Source organism: Asticcacaulis excentricus (assembly GCF_003966695.1).
Classification (GTDB): domain Bacteria; phylum Pseudomonadota; class Alphaproteobacteria; order Caulobacterales; family Caulobacteraceae; genus Asticcacaulis; species Asticcacaulis excentricus_A.
Window position 1 is genome coordinate 142129 of the sequence record NZ_AP018829.1, and the last position, 18632, is coordinate 160760.

The following is an 18632-nucleotide window of genomic DNA, read 5'->3' on the forward strand; positions in this document are numbered from 1 at the left end:
GCGAACGAACCCCGCCTCCATACTCATGAGCGTTTCCGCACCGAGGCCGCTTCGTTCAGACAGGACGGACACGGTCAACCGCCGATTTGTTCGGGCCCTGGCGAGGTTCTGTCCGATAACCCTATCCACCTGTGAGGGAGGTAACCTAAACTGCATATTCGCTCCTCCCACCTTTGCGGAACTATCGGTCCTGCGTTTTGAACGGGTCCCACATCGGTCGCATCGGGCGATCTCGAAAAAGCTACCCTCCATTTCGATGAACAAATTGTAGATAGAATGGTCCAACTTGTACATATCCAAGGTAGAGGTTTAAGAACATTTTGTTCTTATGGAGACCTTGGCGACCCGACTAAAGGAACGAGCGCGGATTCTCGGCATCACGCATGTTGAAGCTGCGCGCAGGGCCGGATTGGATCGGAGAAACTACGGCCATTATGTGAGCGGGCGGAGCCGACCGAACTACGAAAATCTCATAAAAATCGCTGATGCTCTGCACACCACTCCCAATTACTTGCTTGGCTACAGGCAATCAGACAAACCCGAACTCGATCAGTTGATCGGAGCCTGTCAGGCACTTAGTGGCGAGGAACTCAGGGTGCTGATCGGGACAGCCGAAACTTTGGCGAAATTGCGCTGACTTTTAAAAGGCACCCAAAATCAGACTATATGGGCGGGATTCGGAACATAATGTAGTTCAAAAACTACATATACTTCATATCATTTCGGCCGACCTGAGAACATTTTGTTCTCATGGATGCCTTTGCAAAGAATATTCGTGCGCGCGCTGAGCAACTCGGGATGTCAAACGCCGAGGTGGCAGAGAGGTTAGGATTAGATCCCCGTCGTTATGGTCATTACGTAACAGGGCGCAGCGAACCGGACCTAGCTACCGTTGTTAAAATAGCGAACGTTTTAAAATCATCACCAAATCTACTCTTAGGCTTTGAGTTGGACTCGGTGAATAGCCGCGTCTCTCAACTGGTTGCGACGTGCAAATTTCTAAATGACACGCAGCTCGACATGCTTATTGATCTCGCCGAGACGACAGCAAAAAAGTCCCAGCCCTGAGCGGTGTCGGCGCCTGACAACAGCGGATCAATTTTTTGTTGCAAATTAAGAAATCCAAACCACAATAAGTTTAGCTCAGATTCGGCGAGCAAATCCTTTTCGCATGGCATCCCATGGACGCAGATCACAAAGCACCGGAGCCCGTGGACCTGCACGTTGGGGCGATGCTGCGTAAGCGGCGGCGCAGTCTTGGCATGTCACAGGACGTGCTGGCCACAGCGCTTGGGGTAACGGCCCAGCAGGTCCAGAAGTACGAGACCGCCGGCAGCCGCATCAGTGCGTCCAAGCTGTTTGAAGCCGCACAGGCCTTAAGCGTCCGGGTCTCCTACTTCTTCGAAGACCTCAGCGCTGAGGCAGAGTTAGGCGGGGCCGATATGCGGTCTGAGGTGGCGGTGTTTCTGGAGTGTCCCGAAGGTCTGGAAATGGCGTCCGTGTTTCCGCGCATCGAAGACCCAAACGTTCGTAAGCAGTTCCTCGGTCTGGCGCGCGCTATGGCGACGCCGAGGCCAGAGACCCGAGTACCGGAGGTGTAGCCCGGAAACGGGAGAGGCGCACCTCATCGCGTTTCAATAAACCGCGGGTCGGCCCGTGACGCCGCGGTTTGTGACATGACGAGGGGAAAATGCCGCATACCCTATTAAGCGCCACCTGGTTCACCTTCGTAGAGGAGAGTGCCAAAGCGCAAACCCGCGAAGACGTTCTCGACAGCTTCGGGCGCGCCGTGATGGCGCTCGGCTTTGACATGTACAATGTCTCCCTGATCCGGGATTTCGATTTCCCGGCAAGCCATCTGGGCTTCGGACTGAAAACCACCTACCCCGAGGACTGGCAAAAATATTACGCTGACCGCAACTGCGTGCGCTTCGATCCGGTCGCCAATCTCGCCAAGGGCTATGTCAGCCCCTTCTACTGGAGCGAGATAGACCGTCTCGCCCCTCTCTCCGCCCTGCAAAAGAGCTTTCTCAGCCTCGCCGAAGAGGCCGGACTGAACAATGGCATAGGCCTGCCCTTTATGGGGCCAGCGACCCTGATCGGCGGTGTGGCGCTCGCGACCTCATCAAAGACCGATGAACACCTGAGGGACCTCAATTCGCTGTGGGCCTTTTCCTCGCTCCTCTACCGGCGTCTGAAAGAGCTTGCCCTCCAGCACCGGCCGCCGCCAGGCTCCCTCGCCGGGCTCACCCCGCGCGAAATCGATATCCTGCAACTGGCCTCCCATGGCATCACTGATCGCGAACTGGGCAGGCAACTCGCGATCACCGAGAACACCGTCAACAGCCATTTCCGGAAGATCTTCGAAAAACTCGGCGTCAATAACCGCATTCACGCCATCTCCTGCGCGGTACGATTAAACCTGATCAATCCCGCCTAACCCTTACGGGTGATGCCGAATCGCAAACGCGTCTGACATCTTCAATGCTCTGTCCACGGAGGATTGAAGGATGTTATCGATCGTTTCGGCCCGCACGATTAGTCAGTGTCCCTCTCTGTACCTGAGCCAGTTCCGCCTGCGTCACAGGCAGTTCATTGAGCGCCAGAAGTACGACGTCAAAATCATCGAGGATATGGAGTTCGATGAATACGACACTCTGGTGTCGGCCTATCTCGTCTACAGCGAAGACGGAAAAACCGCTCTGGGCTGCAGCCGGCTGACTCCCGTCGCCTACGGGTGCATGCTGAAGGACCACTTCCCGGACCTCGTCGAGGATCACTCGATCTTCAGCAGCGAGCGCACCTGGGAAGGTACGCGTTTTTGCATCGACAACGCCCTGCCCGCCGACAAACGACGACACATCCTCCAGCAACTCGCCGCGGGCTATCTGGAATTTGGCCTCAGCCGGGGAGCGGACCGCATCATCGGTCTGATGCCCACCCTGATCCTGCGTAGCGTCTTCGCCCGCAACGGGATTCCCCTGACACCGCTTGGGCCCGTCCGCGCCATAGGCATTCACTCGAAAATTCAGGCGGCGGCCATTGAGATAACCGAAGACGCCTACCTCGCCGCGTGCGCTGTCACCGGGATCAACCGTCCTCTCGGTTTGATCGGTGCGCAGGGTCAGGTTCGCGATGTCGCCTGATGACGACCTGCCCACAGCGGAAGACCCGGATATGGTGGCCGAACGCATCGTTGCCGCCCTGCGTTTTCTGCTGGAAACCGCGCAAGCCTCAAACCTGACCTATCTGGTCCCTCACCTGACGCGATGCGTGACGGCGAGCGAAAGCGCCTATGTTAAAGAACGGCGACGGCGGTTTCGCAAACAGCCTAATGGCCATTCCTCCGGGAACGGACGATAACTACGCACCTCTACGCTTCGGCTTCTACTCATCTGATCGCCTTTCTATTCCTTCGCCCGCTGGCTTGTAGGCATTGCCGACCGAGCCTTGGTGGCCGATCCTTCCCGTTCAAGCTGGAGGGCGACATGCCATCATCCCGGATCATGTGGGGGCAAATCTTCGCGGTGATTGCGACGGTGATCATCGCCGTCTGGGCGGCCACCCAATACACGGCCTGGCGTCTGGGGTTTCAGGCCGGCCTAGGCGTTGCGTGGCTGCAAGGGCTGGGCGTGCCTGTCTATCCGCCCCACGCGTTTTTCCTGTGGTGGTATGCCTATGACGCCTACGCCCCCAGGGTGTTTCTTGAAGGCGCGGTCATTGCCTCAGGGGGCAGTTTACTGGCCGTACCCCTGTCCCTCATCCTCTCAAGCTGGCGCACCCGAGCGTCAAGAAAAACCGACACCTACGGGTCGGCGCAATGGGCCGATCTGGATGCCATTCGCGCAAACCACTTGCTGGGCCCGGATGGCATTGTGCTGGGCAAATGTGGCAAGGACTACATCCGTCACAACGGGGCTGAACACGTTCTTTGTTTTGCGCCCACGCGCTCTGGCAAGGGGGTGGGACTGGTCGTGCCCACGCTTTTGACATGGCCGGGCAGCGCCATCATCCACGACATCAAGGGCGAAAACTGGCAGCTGACGGCAGGGTTTCGGGCAAGCTTCGGGCGCGTCCTTCGCTTCGATCCGACCGCCTTATCATCGGCCGCCTATAACCCCCTCATGGAAATCCGCCGGGGTGAGTGGGAGGTGCGCGATGTGCAAAACATCGCCGATGTTCTGGTCGACCCCGAAGGCAGTCTGGAGCGACGCAATCATTGGGAAAAGACGAGCCACAGTCTCCTGGTCGGCGCCATCCTGCACGTCCTCTACGCCGAAGCCGATAAAACGCTTGCCGGGGTCGCCAATTTTCTGTCGGACCCGCAGCGCTCTCTCGCCACGACCATGTCCGCCATGATGACGACACCTCATCTGGGGGATGTAGGCCCGCACCCCGTTGTCGCCTCGGCAGCCCGCGAACTCCTCAACAAATCCGAGAATGAAAGGTCAGGCGTCCTCTCCACCGCCATGTCCTTTCTGGGGCTCTACCGCGATCCGGTCGTCGCCGCCGTCACCGGGCGGTCCGACTGGCGCATCGCCGATCTCGTCGATCCGCAGACCCCGACAAGCCTTTATCTGGTCGTGCCGCCCTCTGACATCAGCCGGACCAAGCCCCTGATCCGTCTGATCCTGAACCAGATTGGACGGCGCCTCACCGAAGAACTGAACCCTGGCGCGCGTCAGCGACTGTTGTTGATGCTCGATGAGTTTCCCGCGCTCGGTCGCCTCGATTTCTTTGAAAGCGCCCTGGCATTCATGGCCGGTTATGGCATTCGCTCCGTGCTGATCGCCCAAAGTCTCAACCAGATCGAAAAAGCCTACGGCGCCAACAATTCGATCCTCGATAATTGTCATGTGCGCGTGGCCTTTGCGACTAATGATGAGCGCACCGCCCGCCGCATATCTGAAGCCCTCGGCACGGCGACCGAACAACGCGACCAGAAAAACTTCGCTGGCCACCGTCTGAGCCCCTGGCTCAGCCATCTGATGGTCTCGCGCTCAGAAACCGCCCGCCCGCTCCTGACGCCCGGCGAAGTCATGCAACTTCCCCCGTCGGACGCCATCGTCATGGTCTCCGGCATGGCGCCCCTTCGCGCCAAAAAGGTGCGCTATTATGAGGATGGCCGGTTTGGAGAGCGCGTCCTTTCGCCCCCCAAGCGATCCTCACAACTCCCCGGCCGCCCCGACGACTGGACTCGGCTGCCGCTGAGACAACCCGTGACCTGTACTCAGGCAATCGAGGAACCGCCCGCCGTCGCGACGACAAAAGGCAAGGAAAAGCGTCTGCAACACGAACTTGGGGAAACTGCAAAATCGGTTCAACCATCACTGCCTTTTGACTACGGGCCATCGCAAGAGCGCAGAAAATCTCAGATCGCCCAGCTTCACGAAGCCCAACGCTCCAGCGGCTCTCTGGCCCAGCAAGCGGTGCTTGATCCAGATGACGGAATAAGCTTGTGAGAGAAGCGCCATGAAGAAGGTACGGATGACAATCTATCTCGAACCAGACGTGCATGCCCACCTTGCGGATTATGCCGCGCGTCGTCGTCAACCGCTCTCGATCATGGTCGAAGCCGCTGTTGCGGCCTTCGTGGATCCTGAGGCACGAGAGAGCCAGATGCTGCGTCGTCTCAGTCGCATGGACCGCCAGCTCGAAAAGCTGTCGAGAGACACGAACATCTCAATCGAGGGGTTCTTCGTGTTTATCTGGCTTTGGCTCGCAGCAAATCCCTCAAACCCTGAACCTGACGCCGCCACACGCGCGTCGGTTACCGAGCGATACGATAGATACATGGAAGCCTTGGGGCAGCGCCTCGCGAGAGGTGCAAAAAGCAGCGATAGGTTGGCTTCAGCGGAGGAGACCTGAAAGATCCGACCGTTCCAAAAGGATGGTGCGACAAGCCTGGTCCTTGCGAGGGATCGCCCCTTCTCTTTGAACTTCAAAAGCGGTTGCCTTTTCCTATTGCCAGGGAACGATTGTCAGAGAAGCGCCCACTGCGGACGTTCCAGGAACGCTAGAAGTCTGGTCCGATAGCGGACCTCCAACCGCACCCTTGGGACAATCACCTGTACGGTAGCTGAATCTTCTCAGAAGTTGGAGCCTCCAGCAAACCCGGGGCGGCTCAGTCCTTTTTGCACGCCGGTCTACAGCCAGTCTTTTTTACGCGTCTGGTCATGACGGATCAGAAAGCGATGCAACACAAATTGACTGATTACAATGCCTTTCAAAGACAAGGCATCGCGCAGTTCGTGGAGTGTGCTGCCGCGGGTGTCCGCGAGCCAGCCCAGTATAGCCTCAGCGTGGGCCTCGGTTTTTCGAGATCGGCGATCGCCCCCTTGGGGGACTGGGGCGCAGGTGCCCCCGATCTTTCTCTTGATGGCGACAACGGCTTACGCTGGCGGCGCTCACATTATACCGTCCTCCAGCATCCCTGTGCGTCGCGCCACCTGCCACCGCAGCCAGAACGCGTTCCCGAATATCCACCGAAAGTGCAGTTGCCATACCAGTAGGCCTCCCTGTCGACAGACAACTTGAACCAGATCATCGCTGATTTGGGAATCCCCCCCGATTCATTCGGAAGGGGAAACGCTCTAGCCTGGTTTTCGACTCCCGGTTACGGCGTGACCGCTCATAGCGCCGACATCACAAAAAAAGCAAATGTTCGTCAACTGTTCTTCAACTTGGTCGTTTCGCAGCGACGGGGCCATTGGGCTGAAAACGTGAGCGAAGAGCAGCGTTACCAATCCAAATGAACCGGACACCGAGTGGCGACAAAACGGGCTTTCACCGACATGTAACAACCACAGAAACCGCACACGAGCCGCGCCTGTGCGATGTCACGATGAGGACACTTCGAACAAAGAGCAATTCTAGCGTCAAAAACTTCAGAAGCTACAAATGCAAGCCCTGTTTTCAATACATCTGAAGCTGTCGCAATAAATGAATTTGAAGGTACATCTTCGATCATTCGATCCTCTCTCATGACGCGTCCATATCCTCATTCTGCTTCACGCAATTATAGATAAGTTCATGCAGCTTTTCAGCGTGTTCCCGCGGAGATCCTTCTGAATAAAACCCAGCCCACTTCCGACGCAATTGACCTTTTTGAAAAAAAAGAAAGCCGGGAAACTCAGCCAATTTAAAAATTTCCAAGACTTTATCTAAAGCATCATCTTCTGCTGTAATCCAAGTGAATACTGCAACGTCCATTTCCATTTCCACAATAGATAATAACGTTTCACTCAAATTGTGGCAGGGTTTACATCCGTCCATACCTACCATCAAGAAGCAGGCATCGCATTGCGTTATTTCGGCTTGAACCTGCGCAAACGTTAGGCCATGGAGATCAATTAATTGCATACATAAGCACCCTGTATCTGTCGATGAATAAAATTTCGTCCTTTGTATAACTCCTGAACTATAAACCATTCCTTTGCTGATTTCGGAAACCAGTAATCAACAATTTTTCTTTTTGTACATGATCTATACATCAATGGGTCTGCAACAGTCAAAGTCTGAGATTTTGCTGCACTGTCTAATAATTTCAATTCATCGGAGAGATCATACCAATACAGACCCACTTTATGTGCAAGGCGAAAATTTTCATGCGTCTCATAAACGTGAACAGCAACACCCACGTTTCGCTTAAGTTCTCGAGCTAATTCGTCCGGATCAGACACTCCAGCATTTACAAGAGAATTTTTTATTTTTTCTTCGAGTTTATCATCAACTTTCGATGGCCCCCCGTGAAGTTGTATAGTCGAAAATGGAAGGACAGTAAGTCTTCGAGCCGCCACTGAGACATAATTTCCACAACTAGACGCGCATCGTCCCAGTACTTCAACTGGCCATCCCTTAGCATAAATTATATTTGCCGCTGCGATCGAACTCTCAACCTCTCCACCTGCCGAAGTTATTCTCAGTTTTAAATTTTTACGATCGATATGGCGCCCCAGACATTTCAACAGCGGACCGTCGGATGGGCCGACATACCTTAGCAAGGTGCCGCCATTTTCAAGAGAGCAAATTGGGGCCGCCCCTTGCGCAACAGCCCTCTCAGCATCCCGCGCTTCCACTGCAGCCTGCAGTCCGGGCGACTCAACCTCTGCAACCGAGGACCCGAAAGACATCGCAGCCGCAAAAAAACACGCAATCCAAAACATATAAACCGACTTTAGCTTCACGGGAGCCCCCTTAGAAGTGCGCTCGAGACAATCACGAGCGCACCATTTCCAAGTCCATCAGTACGACGGTAGTTCTAAATCAAACCCAGGTACCGTTGTCGGAGCACTCTTCTTTGCAAAACCGAAGACAGCTACCAGATTCATTGCAGATATAAGTACACGTGCGTGTACAAACTTGATCCCCACCCACAACTTCGCTCAACTCGTCTACAGACAACTCTCTCATAAAAATTCTCCATGACATACGATCGCGGGAAATCCCCGCAAATACAATCATACATGTCAAATAATATGATTCAAGTGAATTTTTAAATTTCAGCGAGAAATCTCAAATGATTTAAGATCAATACCATCGGAAATTACATATGAATTTACTTCCGTTATTTTAGCGCCATATACATCCACAATTCTATCGGCTTTTTTTATTAGAGAAGGTCTATGAGCGACTGCGATTCTAGTAATGTCTAATTCACGTATAATTTGCGATATAATTTCTTCTGTTTCTTCATCTATATTGGCGGTCCCCTCATCTAAAATCAATATTTTCGGTTTGCGATATAGCGCTCTTGCCAAAAGCAATCTCTGTTTCTGGCCTCCAGATAAACTCGACCCCATATCTCCCACTAGAGTATGATAGCCCATCGGCATTTTCAGTATTTCATTGTGAATTTGCGCGATTTTGGCGGCTTCGTGAATTGTAGCAGTATCGAAATCCGAACTAAAAAATGAGATATTCTCGGCAATGGTCCCCGATAAGAGGTTATCATTTTGAGCTACATATCCAACAGATGCCCTCCAGCTTCTCCAGCGAGCGGGGGTTGCCTCATGGCCATCCAACTTTATGGTTCCTTCGTTAGGTGGCATCAAGCCGAGCATTAGCTTGACCAACGTGCTCTTCCCACCACCGGAAGGGCCAGTTATTGCAATATACTCTCCAGCTTGGATCTTGAGCGTTGCATCCTTAAAAACCCACCTGTCAGCGTCTCCATAACGATAAGATAAATTTTGAAGTTCGATATCACCTTCAACGGCTCGCAAGTCCTCCTGCCCCCCCATATCTTCAGAAGTGGCATGCACTAGGTCACTCAATCGATCCATATGTAGTGAAATTAAGCGGAATTGTGTGAATTGCTGCACCAATGCTAGTGATCGGTCGACAAATATTTGTCGAAAGGCCAAAAACGCCACCAACATACCGACTGACAATCCTTCGTTATTTAAGATCGATTTTGCGCCGAAATATAGTATCGCAACCGTCTGAATACCGTTCGCTGCCATGACGATGGAATTTAAGAAAATCTCTACGCGTGCAGATTTTGCTGCGGAATCGAAGACAAGGCTAAATAGGTTCCTCCAGTTAGCTTCACGGACAGATTCAAAACCCATGATTTTGATCGGAGAAATCGCCCGTAGAGTCTCCATCAAGTATGTTTGCTCATTAGCTGAATTCGCAATTTGTGCCTCTGACCGATCGCGAATGATTGGATAAAAGGCCCAATTGATCGCACCAATTAGGAACAGTCCCGCAAAAACTATTGCAGACAGTTTCATAGAATAAAAAATTAAAATTGATGCAGATACCAGCGCCATGGTGCCATCGATTAGCACTGAAGCAATACCCTGAGTAAGAACTTGTTGAATGGTCTTAGTCGACCCAAAGCGGGAGAGTATGTCTCCCATATGCCGTTTTTCAAAAAACCCAATCGGAAGCTTCATTACATGCTGCATCAAATTGCCTACTATCTGATATACAAGCTGAAAGCCTAAAAGCCGAATGGACCATTCACGAAGACCGCTAATCACAGCAAGTAATATTGCCAGTATAAAAAAACCTGCCGCTACGACAATGAGTAAGCTGTCATCGCTTCGCCCGATTGCTTCATCAATGACAATTTGAACTTGGAACGGTGCTGCTAATACCAGCAATTGAAGTGACAACGAAACGAACAAAATATATACAAACGATTTGTACAATCCCTCAAATCCGGACGCCAGATTTTTTAATCCAATTTTCGATTTATCAAATATAATATTAAAATTTTGCGGTTTTACTATCTCCAGTGCCACACCAGTAAATTTTTCAGAGAAAGCTTCAATGCCGTATTCTATTTCCCCTAAATTTGGATCTAATACGGTAAATTTTTTACCTTTTACACTTTTCAAAACAACGAAATGGTTTAGTTCCCAATGCAGGATTGCGGGCATCTTGAGCTCACCCAAATGATGCAATTCCAATCTTAATGCTCTAGCAGACAAGCCTAGCTGCTGGCATAGGTCGATCATTGTAGACAGATTAAGCCCGTTAAGACCCACATTAAATCGTCTTCTTATTCCATTTAGGTCAATCCTATGCCCGTGAAAATTTGACACCATTGCTAGGCACGCCAATCCACACTCTGATGCCTCAGCCTGATAAATCATGGGCATGCGATAAGAATTTTTAATGCCAGTCCAAATATTGGTCATTTCGCAAGGCGCCCGGCTGCGAATATAGGATCCATAATCCACTCCCAAATACTACGCTTATCTATTATTATTTCTGCGGTAAAATGCATTCCGGGTTGAAGTGGGATTTTTTCATTATATGCCTTCACAAATCCATCCTTCAATTTTGCCCTAACCTTAAACACAGGAGAATCTATCTTAACTCCGGGAGCATTTATCTCTGAAGGAGCAATGACCGTATTCGAAACGGAAATGATAGTTCCATGACCAGTACCGAATTTTTGATACGGAAACGCCGAGTACTTCAACGAAACGTTCTGGCCAACTTTTATAAATCCCGCAGCTTCTGACGTTACAAACATCTCAGCAAATAGAGCACCGTTCTCGGGAACCATAACAACTGCAGTCATTCCCTCATTCATATACTGTCCACGTTCAACCAGTATGATTGATGCTCGTCCGTTTATCGGAGATTTTATTACGTACTTTCCACTGTCGAAAATTTCATTTATTTGTTGCTTATTATTAATTCTGGAAATATTTGCAACTTGTCCCTGTTCCTTCAATTTTGCATTCGAGCTTTCAATCTCCGACTCAGCAGCTTGAATCTGTTGTTCCAAAACCATTAATTGAGAATTATAGGAGGCGTAACTTTCCTTCGCGCTCAGATAATTGTTTTCCAGCTCATTGAGCCTTGAGCTTGAAATATAACCTTTTTCAAGTAGTTTTTTGTTTTTTTCCAGTTCTGAAAATGATATTTGCTCCTTACGGCTAAACAGTGATAAATTCTCTTTTACGTAATTACGCTGCTCTACCAACATTTCTTTCTTTGCGTAGAGCCCACCAATTAACGCTTTCAATTGCTCATATCTGGCCTTTTCAGCAAAATCAAAGGCATCGGCTTCCATTTTCTTGAGAGACACTCGTCGTGTGAGAGCATTTTCTGAGTCGCTATCCGTCGAAGACTTTACGGTCAATATAGCTTCACCAGCTCTCACCGGATCTCCCTCATTGACAAGGACATCCTCAACAACGCCGGCTTGTTCCGCGGACAAGCGACTTATCCCACCGATAGGCACCAACCAGCCGATTACCGATTCCTTGCGCGAAAATGTCGCCATTGATCCGAACAAGGCAGAACACAGCACCGTAGCTGAAAGAAAGAAACCGAATATCGTCCATCGCCCCCCTACCGAAAGTATCACCTTCCCATCCAACCGTTTGGCGGAAGCTTTGAACACTTCTTTTCGAAATAGATCGCTCAAGCACTACCCCCCTATGGCTGCAAAGCGAACTAAGTCTTTCTATCTATGATTGTCAAGCTCCACGACGTTGACCCTGGTTTTATCCCGTTTGAGTTCGCTCCGGCAGTTGGCGCCCCATGTCGCTGTAGAACGGCCGCAGGTGCTCACGAATGTGGGAGAGGTCAACGAACCGGTCGATTGAGCGGATAGATGGTCGGTTGGCACATGACGTTCGAGGTTGAACTCGTAAAACAGTGCCGCCTGCATCACCGTCCGCTCGCCCATCATGACCGAAACCCCTGCTACAAAAGCAGTGAATCAGGACTTCAGGTCGTTAGCAACTCCGACTTTTTCAACACTATCGGCCAAAACCGGTCTCCTTCACCGAAAATCCCTACTCTTCTGCACCCAGCCCCCACCCTGCGCTCTGGCCACTCGTGCATCCTGTCCGGGGCCACCATTGCGGAACTCATCGCCGGGCATACGGGGCACACTGAGCGGTGTGTCGCGTTCACCGACACTGGCCAGAAGCGGTGACAGATCGAAGACGGAGCGCGCGATCAGGTGCACCACCTCGCCTTCGCGCTGGGTATAGCCGTTGATGGCCACAAAGGACGAGCCATAGACGGCCGCCTTATGAGCGACCGCGACCTTCTCCCAAACCACCACATTGGCGTCGCGGGTCTCGTCCTCAAGCGTCATGAACATCACGCCATTGGCGGAGCCGGGTTTCTGGCGGACGAGCACCATGCCCGCCACGCTGACGCTGCGCCCATCTTTTGAGGCCATGGCGTCCGCGCAGGTCATCAGGCCGCGTTGGCGCAGCTCTTCGCGCAGGAACGAGACGGGGTGCGTCCCGAGAGTGAGGCCCAGGTGATTGTAGTCTTCGACCACCCTGGCCCCGGCCGTCATGGGTTTGAGGATCACTTGCGGTTCAGGCATAGCGGTTGTCTCTCCTGCCCCCGCCTCCAGATGATCAAATAAGGGTAAGGGATCATCGCGCAGGGCACGGATGGCAAACAGGGCGTCCCTGCGATTTAAACCGAGGGCGGGAGAGAACGCATCGGCCTTAGCCAGTTGCCGCAGCGTCGCCACCGGGGTACGCGCCCGCTTCCACAGATCGGGGATGGATGTGAAGGGGTGATCTCCGCGGTACAGGATCATCCTAGCAATGTCCGCGCTTTTTAGCCCTTTGACGAGCCGGAAGCCTAAGCGCACGGCATAGCGTCCCGGTCGGTGTGTCTCCTCCAGCGTACAGTCCCAGCGCGAGGCATTGACGCAGACCGGGCGGACCGCCACGCCGTGTTCCTTAGCGTTGCGCACCAGCTGCGCCGGGGCATAGAAGCCCATGGGCTGGGAGTTGAGGAGCGCGGCGCAGAAGACGTCCGGATGATGGCATTTCATCCAGGAGGAGGCATAGGCGATCAGCGCGAAGGAATAGGCGTGCGACTCCGGAAACCCATAGGAGCCAAACCCTTCCAGCTGGCTGAATATCTGTTCGGCATAGTCCCGTGTGTAGCCGTTTGTGAGCATCCCCTGCACGATCTCGTCATGGAATTTTGAGACGCCGCCGGTGTGTTTGAAGGTGGCCATGGCGCGGCGGACCATATCGGCGCGCCCCGGCGAGAAGCCGGCCGCCTTGATGACAACCGACATGGCCTGCTCCTGAAACAAAGGCACGCCCAGGGTTTTCGAGAGAATGGCCTCCAGTTCCTTTGAGGGATAGGTGACCTCTTCCGTGCCCTCACGCCGTCGCAGGTAGGGATGCACCATACCGCCCTGGATGGGGCCAGGCCGGACGATGGCGACCTGCACCACAAGGTCATAGAAGGTCCGCGGCCTGGTGCGCGGCAGCATGGCCTGCTGGGCGCGGCTTTCGATCTGGAAGACACCGACCGTATCGGCCTTGCGGATCATGGCGTAGGTGCGCGGGTCTTCGGCCGGGATGGTGGCGAGATCAAGCTTTATGCCCTTGACCTCAGCGAGCATATCGAGCGAGCGCTTCATGCACGACATCATGCCAAGCCCCAGGCAATCGACCTTCATGAAGGCCAGCACGTCGATATCGTCCTTGTCCCATTCGATGACCTGCCGGGCTTTCATGCGCGCGGGCTGGATCGGCACCAGTTCGTCGAGCCGGTCGTGGGTCAGGACAAAGCCACCCGGATGCTGGCTCAAATGCCGCGGCACGTTCATCAAGAGCAGGTGCAGGTCGATGGCGAGCTTCAGGCGCCGGTCATTGAGGTTGAGCCCTAAGCCTTCGGCCTCGGTCAAAGTCATGCCGCCCCGGTGCCAGTGGGTCACCTGTTTGGAGATCAGCTTGATCGTATCTTCGGGATAGCCCATCACCTTGAGCACGGCCCGGATGGCCCCGCGCGTGCGGAACCGCGTGACGACGGCGGTAAGGGCGGCGTGCGAACGGCCATAGGTCTCATAGACCCATTGCAGCACCTCCTCACGGCGCTGGTGTTCGAAGTCCACATCGATATCGGGCGGCTCCCCCCGCTCTTCGGAGATAAAGCGCTCGAACAGAAGATCGTTGCGATCGGGATCGACGCTCGTAATGCCCAGCACAAAACAGACGCAGGAGTTGGCGGCCGAGCCTCGACCCTGACAAAGGATGTCCTGCGAGCGGGCGAAGTTGACGATGGCATTCACCGTCAAAAAATAGGGCGCGTAGTTGAGCTTCTCGATCAGGGTCAGTTCATGGCGCAGAAGGTCGATGACCTTTTGCGGCACGCCTTCCTGGTAGCGCCGCTTCGCGCCTTCCCAGGTCAGTTTTTTGAGGGCGTCGATGGCTGACAGTCCCGGTAAAAGCTTTTCTTCCGGATATTGGTATTTAAGCTCGTCGAGGCTGAAACGGCACTGATCGGCGATCTCGGCGCTGCGCCTTAAGGCACCCTCATAGCCCGGAAGCAGGCGATACATCTCCTCGGGCGTCTTCAGATAGCGATCGGCGTAGCGGTGGCGCAGATCCCCCAGGGTGTCGATGGTGCAGTTGTGGCGGATACAGGTGACCACGTCGTGCAACTGGTCGCGCTCATGGACATGATAGAGGACGTCATTGGTGACGACGGTGGGCACGCGCACCCTGGCCGCCAGGTTCGACAGGTCATGCAAACGCAGATGATCGCCCTGCCGGCGACGCAGCGTCAGCGCCATATGGGCGCGCTCGGCAAAAATGGTCTTGAAGCGACGCAGGCGCTGGGCGCAGACCTCGTCGGCCTCGTCCGGGAGGAAGATGCCGATCAGACCTGCATTGAAGTCCTCGACATCCTGCCAGGTGAGGTCACAGCGCCCCTTGCCGCCCCGCGCCTTGCCCACCGTCAAAAGCCGCGACAGGCGCGCATAGGCGGCCCGGTCAGTGGGATAGACCAGAAGCGAAGACCCATCGCTAAGATCGAGGTGACAGCCGACGATCAGGCGCACGCCTGTCGCTTTGGCGGCCACATGGGCACGCACCATACCGGCGAGTGTGTTGCGATCCGCAATGGCCAGCGCCTCAAGACCCAGCGTCTGTGCGCGCACGAACAGCTCATCTGGGGATGAACAGCCCTGCAGGAAGGAGAAGTAGGACGCGCACTGAAGCTCGACATAAGGTGGCTGCATCAGTCGAACTTCCCATGCAGATACCAGTTGAGAGAGCCGGTGCCGCTGTGTTCGCCATCACCGGCCCGGAAGACCCAGAAGCGCTCGCCCGTGGCCGCTTCAAGGATATAGTAGTCGCGCACCTTGCCAGTTTCGGCCTCGCTGACCCACCACTCCCCCTTGACGCGTTCAGGGCCATCGGCACAGACGACGCTGTAGCGCTGACCGCGCCAGGTAAAGGCGCGCGGCGGATGATCGGGCAAGGCCGCGAGCGCCTGCACCGGTTCGGGGCGATAAAGGCGCGCCGGGCGGCGATAGCGGGCATTGCGAGGTGAGCCAATCACGGATGCCGAAGGCGCGAGCCGTCTGACCGAGCGCTCCGGGATGTCGCTTGCCACCTCCACCGCGCGGTAAAGTCGGCCTTCGCCGTAGCGATTGCTGAGCGTATCCCATAGATCTTCGACGTCCGGGCGGCTGGGTGCGGCAAAGCTCGTGGCGACCTGGGTGAAGGACAGCGGTTCGACCAGAGGGGCGGACAGGGTCATTTTGTCGATGCCGAAGCCCGGCTCAACGGTTTCGATCTTATCGATCAGCAGTTTCGACAGGCGCTTGACGTCGCGCACCGGCTTCGCGGTACCGACGGATATGGTCTCGATGCGGCTATCGACGCGCACAAAGTGCAGATCGAGCCGTCGCGCCCCCAGCCCCGCCTCTTCCAGTTTCAGGCATAAGGCTTCAGTCAAACGGCGGGTATATTTCTCAAGCGTGTCAGGTGCCCCGATGGGCTCAAAGAAAGCGCGTTCGACCGAGATCAGTTCGGGGACGTGGACGGGCTCAATGGGCTCGGCCAGTCGCCCAAACGCCATATCGACGCGCCGCCACAGGTCGGGACCATAGCGCAGCGCCAGCGGGGCGCGCGGCTTGGCCGCCAGTTCACCGATCGTGTCGATACCGATGAGGCGCAACTCCTCGACCGTCTCGGCCGACAGGCGAAGCGCCGCGACCGGCAGGGGCAGTATCGCTTCGGCGGACTTACACGCTGGAATGATCAGCGAAGACTCACCCGCAAAGCGCACCAGGGCATGGGCGGCCCCCCAGCTATCCGCGACGGTGGCGTAGGCTGTGATGTGGAGGGCCTCAAGACGCCGCAGCATATCGGAGACCAGAGCGGCCTCTCCCCCATAGAGATGGGCCGCGCCGGTGATATCAAGGATCAGACCATCCGGCGGATCCGCGGCCACCACGGGTGAGTAGAGACGCAAGGCCCAGACGGCGAGTGTCTCCAGCGCGTCGGCGTCGCGCTCCAGCTCAGCGTCACGCACCTCAAGTCCCTCGATCAGCACCTGCGCCTTGGCCACCGCCATGCCCGGTCTAACGCCGCGTTGATGAGCGTGCGCATCGACCGCCGTGACGAGGCGTCGGCTGCCGACCTTGCTCTGTAGCACCAGAGGTCGCTCAAGCGGTAGCGCGTCTAGGCCCACAGCGCGGCGCAGACGATCGGTCCCCCAGAATGGCAGATAGAGGCTGAGGTAGCGGGCCATGACACCCTACACCGCCTGTCGCGTGAGAGGATCGACCCAGTCGGCCCAGGCTTCAAGCAGGGCGTCACGTTCAGCCGTCAGGACGTCGAGTGGCACGGCCACGGAGGCCGAGCGACGAATGGGCTCGCTGAGGCCGGAAACATGGATGTCGTAGATCGGCTGATGACGGCTGACGCTGCCCCAGCCGCCCACCGTGAGCGTCTTCGTATAGATGGGACTGACGGCTGAGATGGCCTGAAGACTGATCAGAAGATGGGTCAGGTCGAACAGGCCCGGCGATACGCCGTCCCTTTGATGATAACGCCGCCAGGCGGCGACGAGTTGCGCATGCGCGCGTCTGAGTGCGGCCCTTTCCGCTTCTGAGCCATCCTCCGACTGGAACCACAGGGTTTGAGGCAGGCCCTGGATATGGACCGGAAACGCCAGATGCGTGTCTTCATAAAGGCCGTTTGCCCATACCGGCCCGATAGCGACGAGGGGCGCCAGCGCCACCACCTTCCCCGCACAGGTGACAAGTTCACTCATGCGATATCCGCGTAATCGGTCTGATAGAGATCAACGACGTCGAGGATCTGGGGGGCGCGCGGCAATTGCGGCAGGGGCGAGCCATCGGCGTGGTATCTGTAGCCGGCCACATCGTAATAGACACTACCTTTGGGACCGATCTTCTGCACGCAGGCCATATAGTCGCGCTCATGGCGGGCGACCGTGAGCAGGACGGCGGCCCCATCGAACAGGGCTAATTGGGTGTGTTCATCCGGTGTCTCGAATAACTGCATAGTCTCCCTCCTCTTAAGATGCGGCCCGCAGGGTGTTTGTCATTTGGGCGTCCCCGCATAGGCGGATACGCCCCTCCCCGTCACAGGCCTCGACCTCGAAATCATGACACTCGCCGCCCCGGGCCCGGATCAGTTCGAGCATCCAGCGCGCGCGTCCGACGCCGCGCACCGGCAAAGGCGCCGAGTTCAGTTCGGTGACGCGCCAGCGGGTAAAAGCGGCTGTGGGGCGGCCAAAGTCTTTGGCATCGACCTGCCGGCGCCAGCGGCGCACGATCAGGGCGAGCGTCCCTGTGCCCTCCGCCGCCATCAGAAGACGTTGCGAGGCGACACGGGAGAGATTGGCGAGTTCGCCCACGACCGCGGTGAGGCCGCCGTGGCGCAGGGCTTCCTCACAAGCCCCCAGCACGGCGGCCTCATCGCCGGCTTCGAAGAAGACGACCTTGTCATCGGTGAGGCCTGAACGGGCGAGTGCCGGGGCAAACAGATCAGGCTGCGTATAGGCCCAGAGAACACGCCCCCCAGAGCGCGCCGCGATCCCGGCGGCAAAGGCGATGGCGGCGGCCCCATCTACCGCGCCATTGGCGCCACCGGCGATCTCGTGCAGAGCCCCAAAGGCCAGCCCCCCCTTGGGAATACGGGTGTCGATGTCGGGAACGCCGAAGGGGAGAACGACGCGTCTGGGCGCACTGTGGCCGCCGATATGGTCGATCCGGTCTCGCAAAGCGCTGAGGACGGCGGGGTTGGCAGCGGGCATGACATCAAGCATCCTTTCTGAACGCCAAAGACTATGTTCGCTTTTTGTTCTTTAATTGGAACAAGAGTCAATAGGCCAAGATCGGCGTCTGCGTG

General features: G+C 55.5%; 18 protein-coding genes and 1 pseudogene. 8 read left to right on the forward strand and 11 right to left on the reverse strand.

All coding sequences use genetic code 11. The features are described 5' to 3' along the window. The first annotated feature begins 328 nt into the window (after positions 1 to 328). The 8 genes from EM6_RS16575 to EM6_RS16610 all read left to right on the forward strand — a co-directional run bounded on the left by EM6_RS16575 (position 329) and on the right by EM6_RS16610 (position 5868). The gene (locus EM6_RS16575) at positions 329 to 637 is read left to right on the forward strand and encodes a helix-turn-helix domain-containing protein (protein WP_126424259.1); all 309 of its coding nucleotides are present in this window, start codon (positions 329 to 331) and stop codon (positions 635 to 637) included. Positions 638 to 750: 113 nt separating this feature from the next. Further along, the gene (locus EM6_RS16580) at positions 751 to 1068 is read left to right on the forward strand and encodes a helix-turn-helix domain-containing protein (RefSeq protein WP_126424260.1); all 318 of its coding nucleotides are present in this window, start codon (positions 751 to 753) and stop codon (positions 1066 to 1068) included. A 113-nt stretch (positions 1069 to 1181) separates the two neighbouring features. Next, the gene (locus EM6_RS16585; RefSeq protein WP_126424261.1) at positions 1182 to 1601 is read left to right on the forward strand and encodes a helix-turn-helix domain-containing protein; all 420 of its coding nucleotides are present in this window, start codon (positions 1182 to 1184) and stop codon (positions 1599 to 1601) included. Between the two features lie 89 nt (positions 1602 to 1690). Next, positions 1691 to 2440, forward strand: coding sequence for a helix-turn-helix transcriptional regulator (locus EM6_RS16590; RefSeq protein ID WP_126424262.1), 750 nt, complete (start codon positions 1691 to 1693; stop codon positions 2438 to 2440). Between the two features lie 70 nt (positions 2441 to 2510). Beyond that, positions 2511 to 3146, forward strand: a complete 636-nt coding sequence (locus EM6_RS16595) for an acyl-homoserine-lactone synthase (protein ID WP_126424263.1) — start codon at positions 2511 to 2513, stop codon at positions 3144 to 3146. After that, positions 3136 to 3363 (forward strand): hypothetical protein, encoded by a 228-nt coding sequence (locus EM6_RS16600; RefSeq protein WP_126424264.1) that lies wholly within the window; start codon positions 3136 to 3138, stop codon positions 3361 to 3363. The genes EM6_RS16595 and EM6_RS16600 overlap by 11 nt, the downstream gene beginning before the upstream one ends. 125 nt (positions 3364 to 3488) lie before the next feature. Then, complete coding sequence (locus EM6_RS16605; RefSeq protein ID WP_126424265.1) at positions 3489 to 5462, forward strand: conjugal transfer protein TraG; 1974 nt, start codon at positions 3489 to 3491, stop codon at positions 5460 to 5462. Positions 5463 to 5472: 10 nt separating this feature from the next. Next, the gene (locus tag EM6_RS16610) at positions 5473 to 5868 is read left to right on the forward strand and encodes a CopG family transcriptional regulator (RefSeq protein ID WP_126424266.1); all 396 of its coding nucleotides are present in this window, start codon (positions 5473 to 5475) and stop codon (positions 5866 to 5868) included. Positions 5869 to 6739: 871 nt separating this feature from the next. Here the strand turns inward: EM6_RS16610 and EM6_RS16615 are convergent. From EM6_RS16615 to EM6_RS16665, 11 genes and pseudogenes are all read right to left on the reverse strand, one after another. Continuing rightward, a complete protein-coding gene (locus EM6_RS16615; protein ID WP_126424267.1) occupies positions 6740 to 6970 on the reverse strand; it encodes a hypothetical protein in 231 nt (76 codons plus the stop codon). 11 nt (positions 6971 to 6981) lie between these two features. Next, complete coding sequence (locus EM6_RS16620) at positions 6982 to 7362, reverse strand: hypothetical protein (protein WP_126424268.1); 381 nt, start codon at positions 7360 to 7362, stop codon at positions 6982 to 6984. Beyond that, positions 7353 to 8186 (reverse strand): hypothetical protein, encoded by an 834-nt coding sequence (locus tag EM6_RS16625; RefSeq protein WP_126424269.1) that lies wholly within the window; start codon positions 8184 to 8186, stop codon positions 7353 to 7355. The genes EM6_RS16620 and EM6_RS16625 overlap by 10 nt, the downstream gene beginning before the upstream one ends. A gap of 315 nt (positions 8187 to 8501) precedes the next feature. After that, positions 8502 to 10652: a peptidase domain-containing ABC transporter gene (locus EM6_RS16630; protein WP_126424270.1), complete on the reverse strand. Its 2151-nt coding sequence runs from the start codon at positions 10650 to 10652 to the stop codon at positions 8502 to 8504. Beyond that, on the reverse strand, positions 10649 to 11896 hold the full coding sequence (locus EM6_RS16635; RefSeq protein ID WP_126424271.1) for an HlyD family secretion protein: 1248 nt from the start codon (positions 11894 to 11896) through the stop codon (positions 10649 to 10651). The genes EM6_RS16630 and EM6_RS16635 overlap by 4 nt, the downstream gene beginning before the upstream one ends. A gap of 109 nt (positions 11897 to 12005) precedes the next feature. Further along, positions 12006 to 12163 (reverse strand): annotated as a pseudogene (locus EM6_RS16640) (IS5/IS1182 family transposase); the annotation flags it as partial. Positions 12164 to 12256: 93 nt separating this feature from the next. After that, positions 12257 to 15484 carry an error-prone DNA polymerase gene (locus EM6_RS16645; protein WP_126424272.1) on the reverse strand — a complete coding sequence of 1076 codons (3228 nt, stop codon included), beginning with the start codon at positions 15482 to 15484 and terminating at the stop codon, positions 12257 to 12259. Next, complete coding sequence (locus tag EM6_RS16650; RefSeq protein WP_126424273.1) at positions 15484 to 17004, reverse strand: Y-family DNA polymerase; 1521 nt, start codon at positions 17002 to 17004, stop codon at positions 15484 to 15486. Before EM6_RS16650 ends, EM6_RS16645 begins: the two co-directional genes overlap by 1 nt. Positions 17005 to 17010: 6 nt before the next feature. After that, positions 17011 to 17529: a hypothetical protein gene (locus tag EM6_RS16655; protein ID WP_126424274.1), complete on the reverse strand. Its 519-nt coding sequence runs from the start codon at positions 17527 to 17529 to the stop codon at positions 17011 to 17013. Continuing rightward, on the reverse strand, positions 17526 to 17783 hold the full coding sequence (locus EM6_RS16660; RefSeq protein ID WP_126424275.1) for a hypothetical protein: 258 nt from the start codon (positions 17781 to 17783) through the stop codon (positions 17526 to 17528). Before EM6_RS16660 ends, EM6_RS16655 begins: the two co-directional genes overlap by 4 nt. Positions 17784 to 17796: 13 nt before the next feature. Continuing rightward, entirely contained in the window at positions 17797 to 18537 is a 741-nt protein-coding gene (locus EM6_RS16665) for an ImuA family protein (protein WP_126424276.1), read from the reverse strand. Positions 18538 to 18632 lie beyond the last annotated feature (95 nt).

Bases quoted from the DNA above. Each gene is read 5' to 3' on its own strand.
- EM6_RS16575 (WP_126424259.1), top strand. From the start codon at position 329: ATGGAGACCTTGGCGACCCGACTAAAGGAACGAGCGCGGATTCTCGGC.
- EM6_RS16580 (WP_126424260.1), top strand. From the start codon at position 751: ATGGATGCCTTTGCAAAGAATATTCGTGCGCGCGCTGAGCAACTCGGG.
- EM6_RS16585 (WP_126424261.1), top strand. From the start codon at position 1,182: ATGGACGCAGATCACAAAGCACCGGAGCCCGTGGACCTGCACGTTGGG.
- EM6_RS16590 (WP_126424262.1), top strand. From the start codon at position 1,691: ATGCCGCATACCCTATTAAGCGCCACCTGGTTCACCTTCGTAGAGGAG.
- EM6_RS16595 (WP_126424263.1), top strand. From the start codon at position 2,511: ATGTTATCGATCGTTTCGGCCCGCACGATTAGTCAGTGTCCCTCTCTG.
- EM6_RS16600 (WP_126424264.1), top strand. From the start codon at position 3,136: ATGTCGCCTGATGACGACCTGCCCACAGCGGAAGACCCGGATATGGTG.
- EM6_RS16605 (WP_126424265.1), top strand. From the start codon at position 3,489: ATGCCATCATCCCGGATCATGTGGGGGCAAATCTTCGCGGTGATTGCG.
- EM6_RS16610 (WP_126424266.1), top strand. From the start codon at position 5,473: ATGAAGAAGGTACGGATGACAATCTATCTCGAACCAGACGTGCATGCC.
- EM6_RS16615 (WP_126424267.1), bottom strand. From the start codon at position 6,970: ATGATCGAAGATGTACCTTCAAATTCATTTATTGCGACAGCTTCAGAT.
- EM6_RS16620 (WP_126424268.1), bottom strand. From the start codon at position 7,362: ATGCAATTAATTGATCTCCATGGCCTAACGTTTGCGCAGGTTCAAGCC.
- EM6_RS16630 (WP_126424270.1), bottom strand. From the start codon at position 10,652: ATGACCAATATTTGGACTGGCATTAAAAATTCTTATCGCATGCCCATG.
- EM6_RS16645 (WP_126424272.1), bottom strand. From the start codon at position 15,484: ATGCAGCCACCTTATGTCGAGCTTCAGTGCGCGTCCTACTTCTCCTTC.
- EM6_RS16650 (WP_126424273.1), bottom strand. From the start codon at position 17,004: ATGGCCCGCTACCTCAGCCTCTATCTGCCATTCTGGGGGACCGATCGT.
- EM6_RS16655 (WP_126424274.1), bottom strand. From the start codon at position 17,529: ATGAGTGAACTTGTCACCTGTGCGGGGAAGGTGGTGGCGCTGGCGCCC.
- EM6_RS16660 (WP_126424275.1), bottom strand. From the start codon at position 17,783: ATGCAGTTATTCGAGACACCGGATGAACACACCCAATTAGCCCTGTTC.
- EM6_RS16665 (WP_126424276.1), bottom strand. From the start codon at position 18,537: ATGCCCGCTGCCAACCCCGCCGTCCTCAGCGCTTTGCGAGACCGGATC.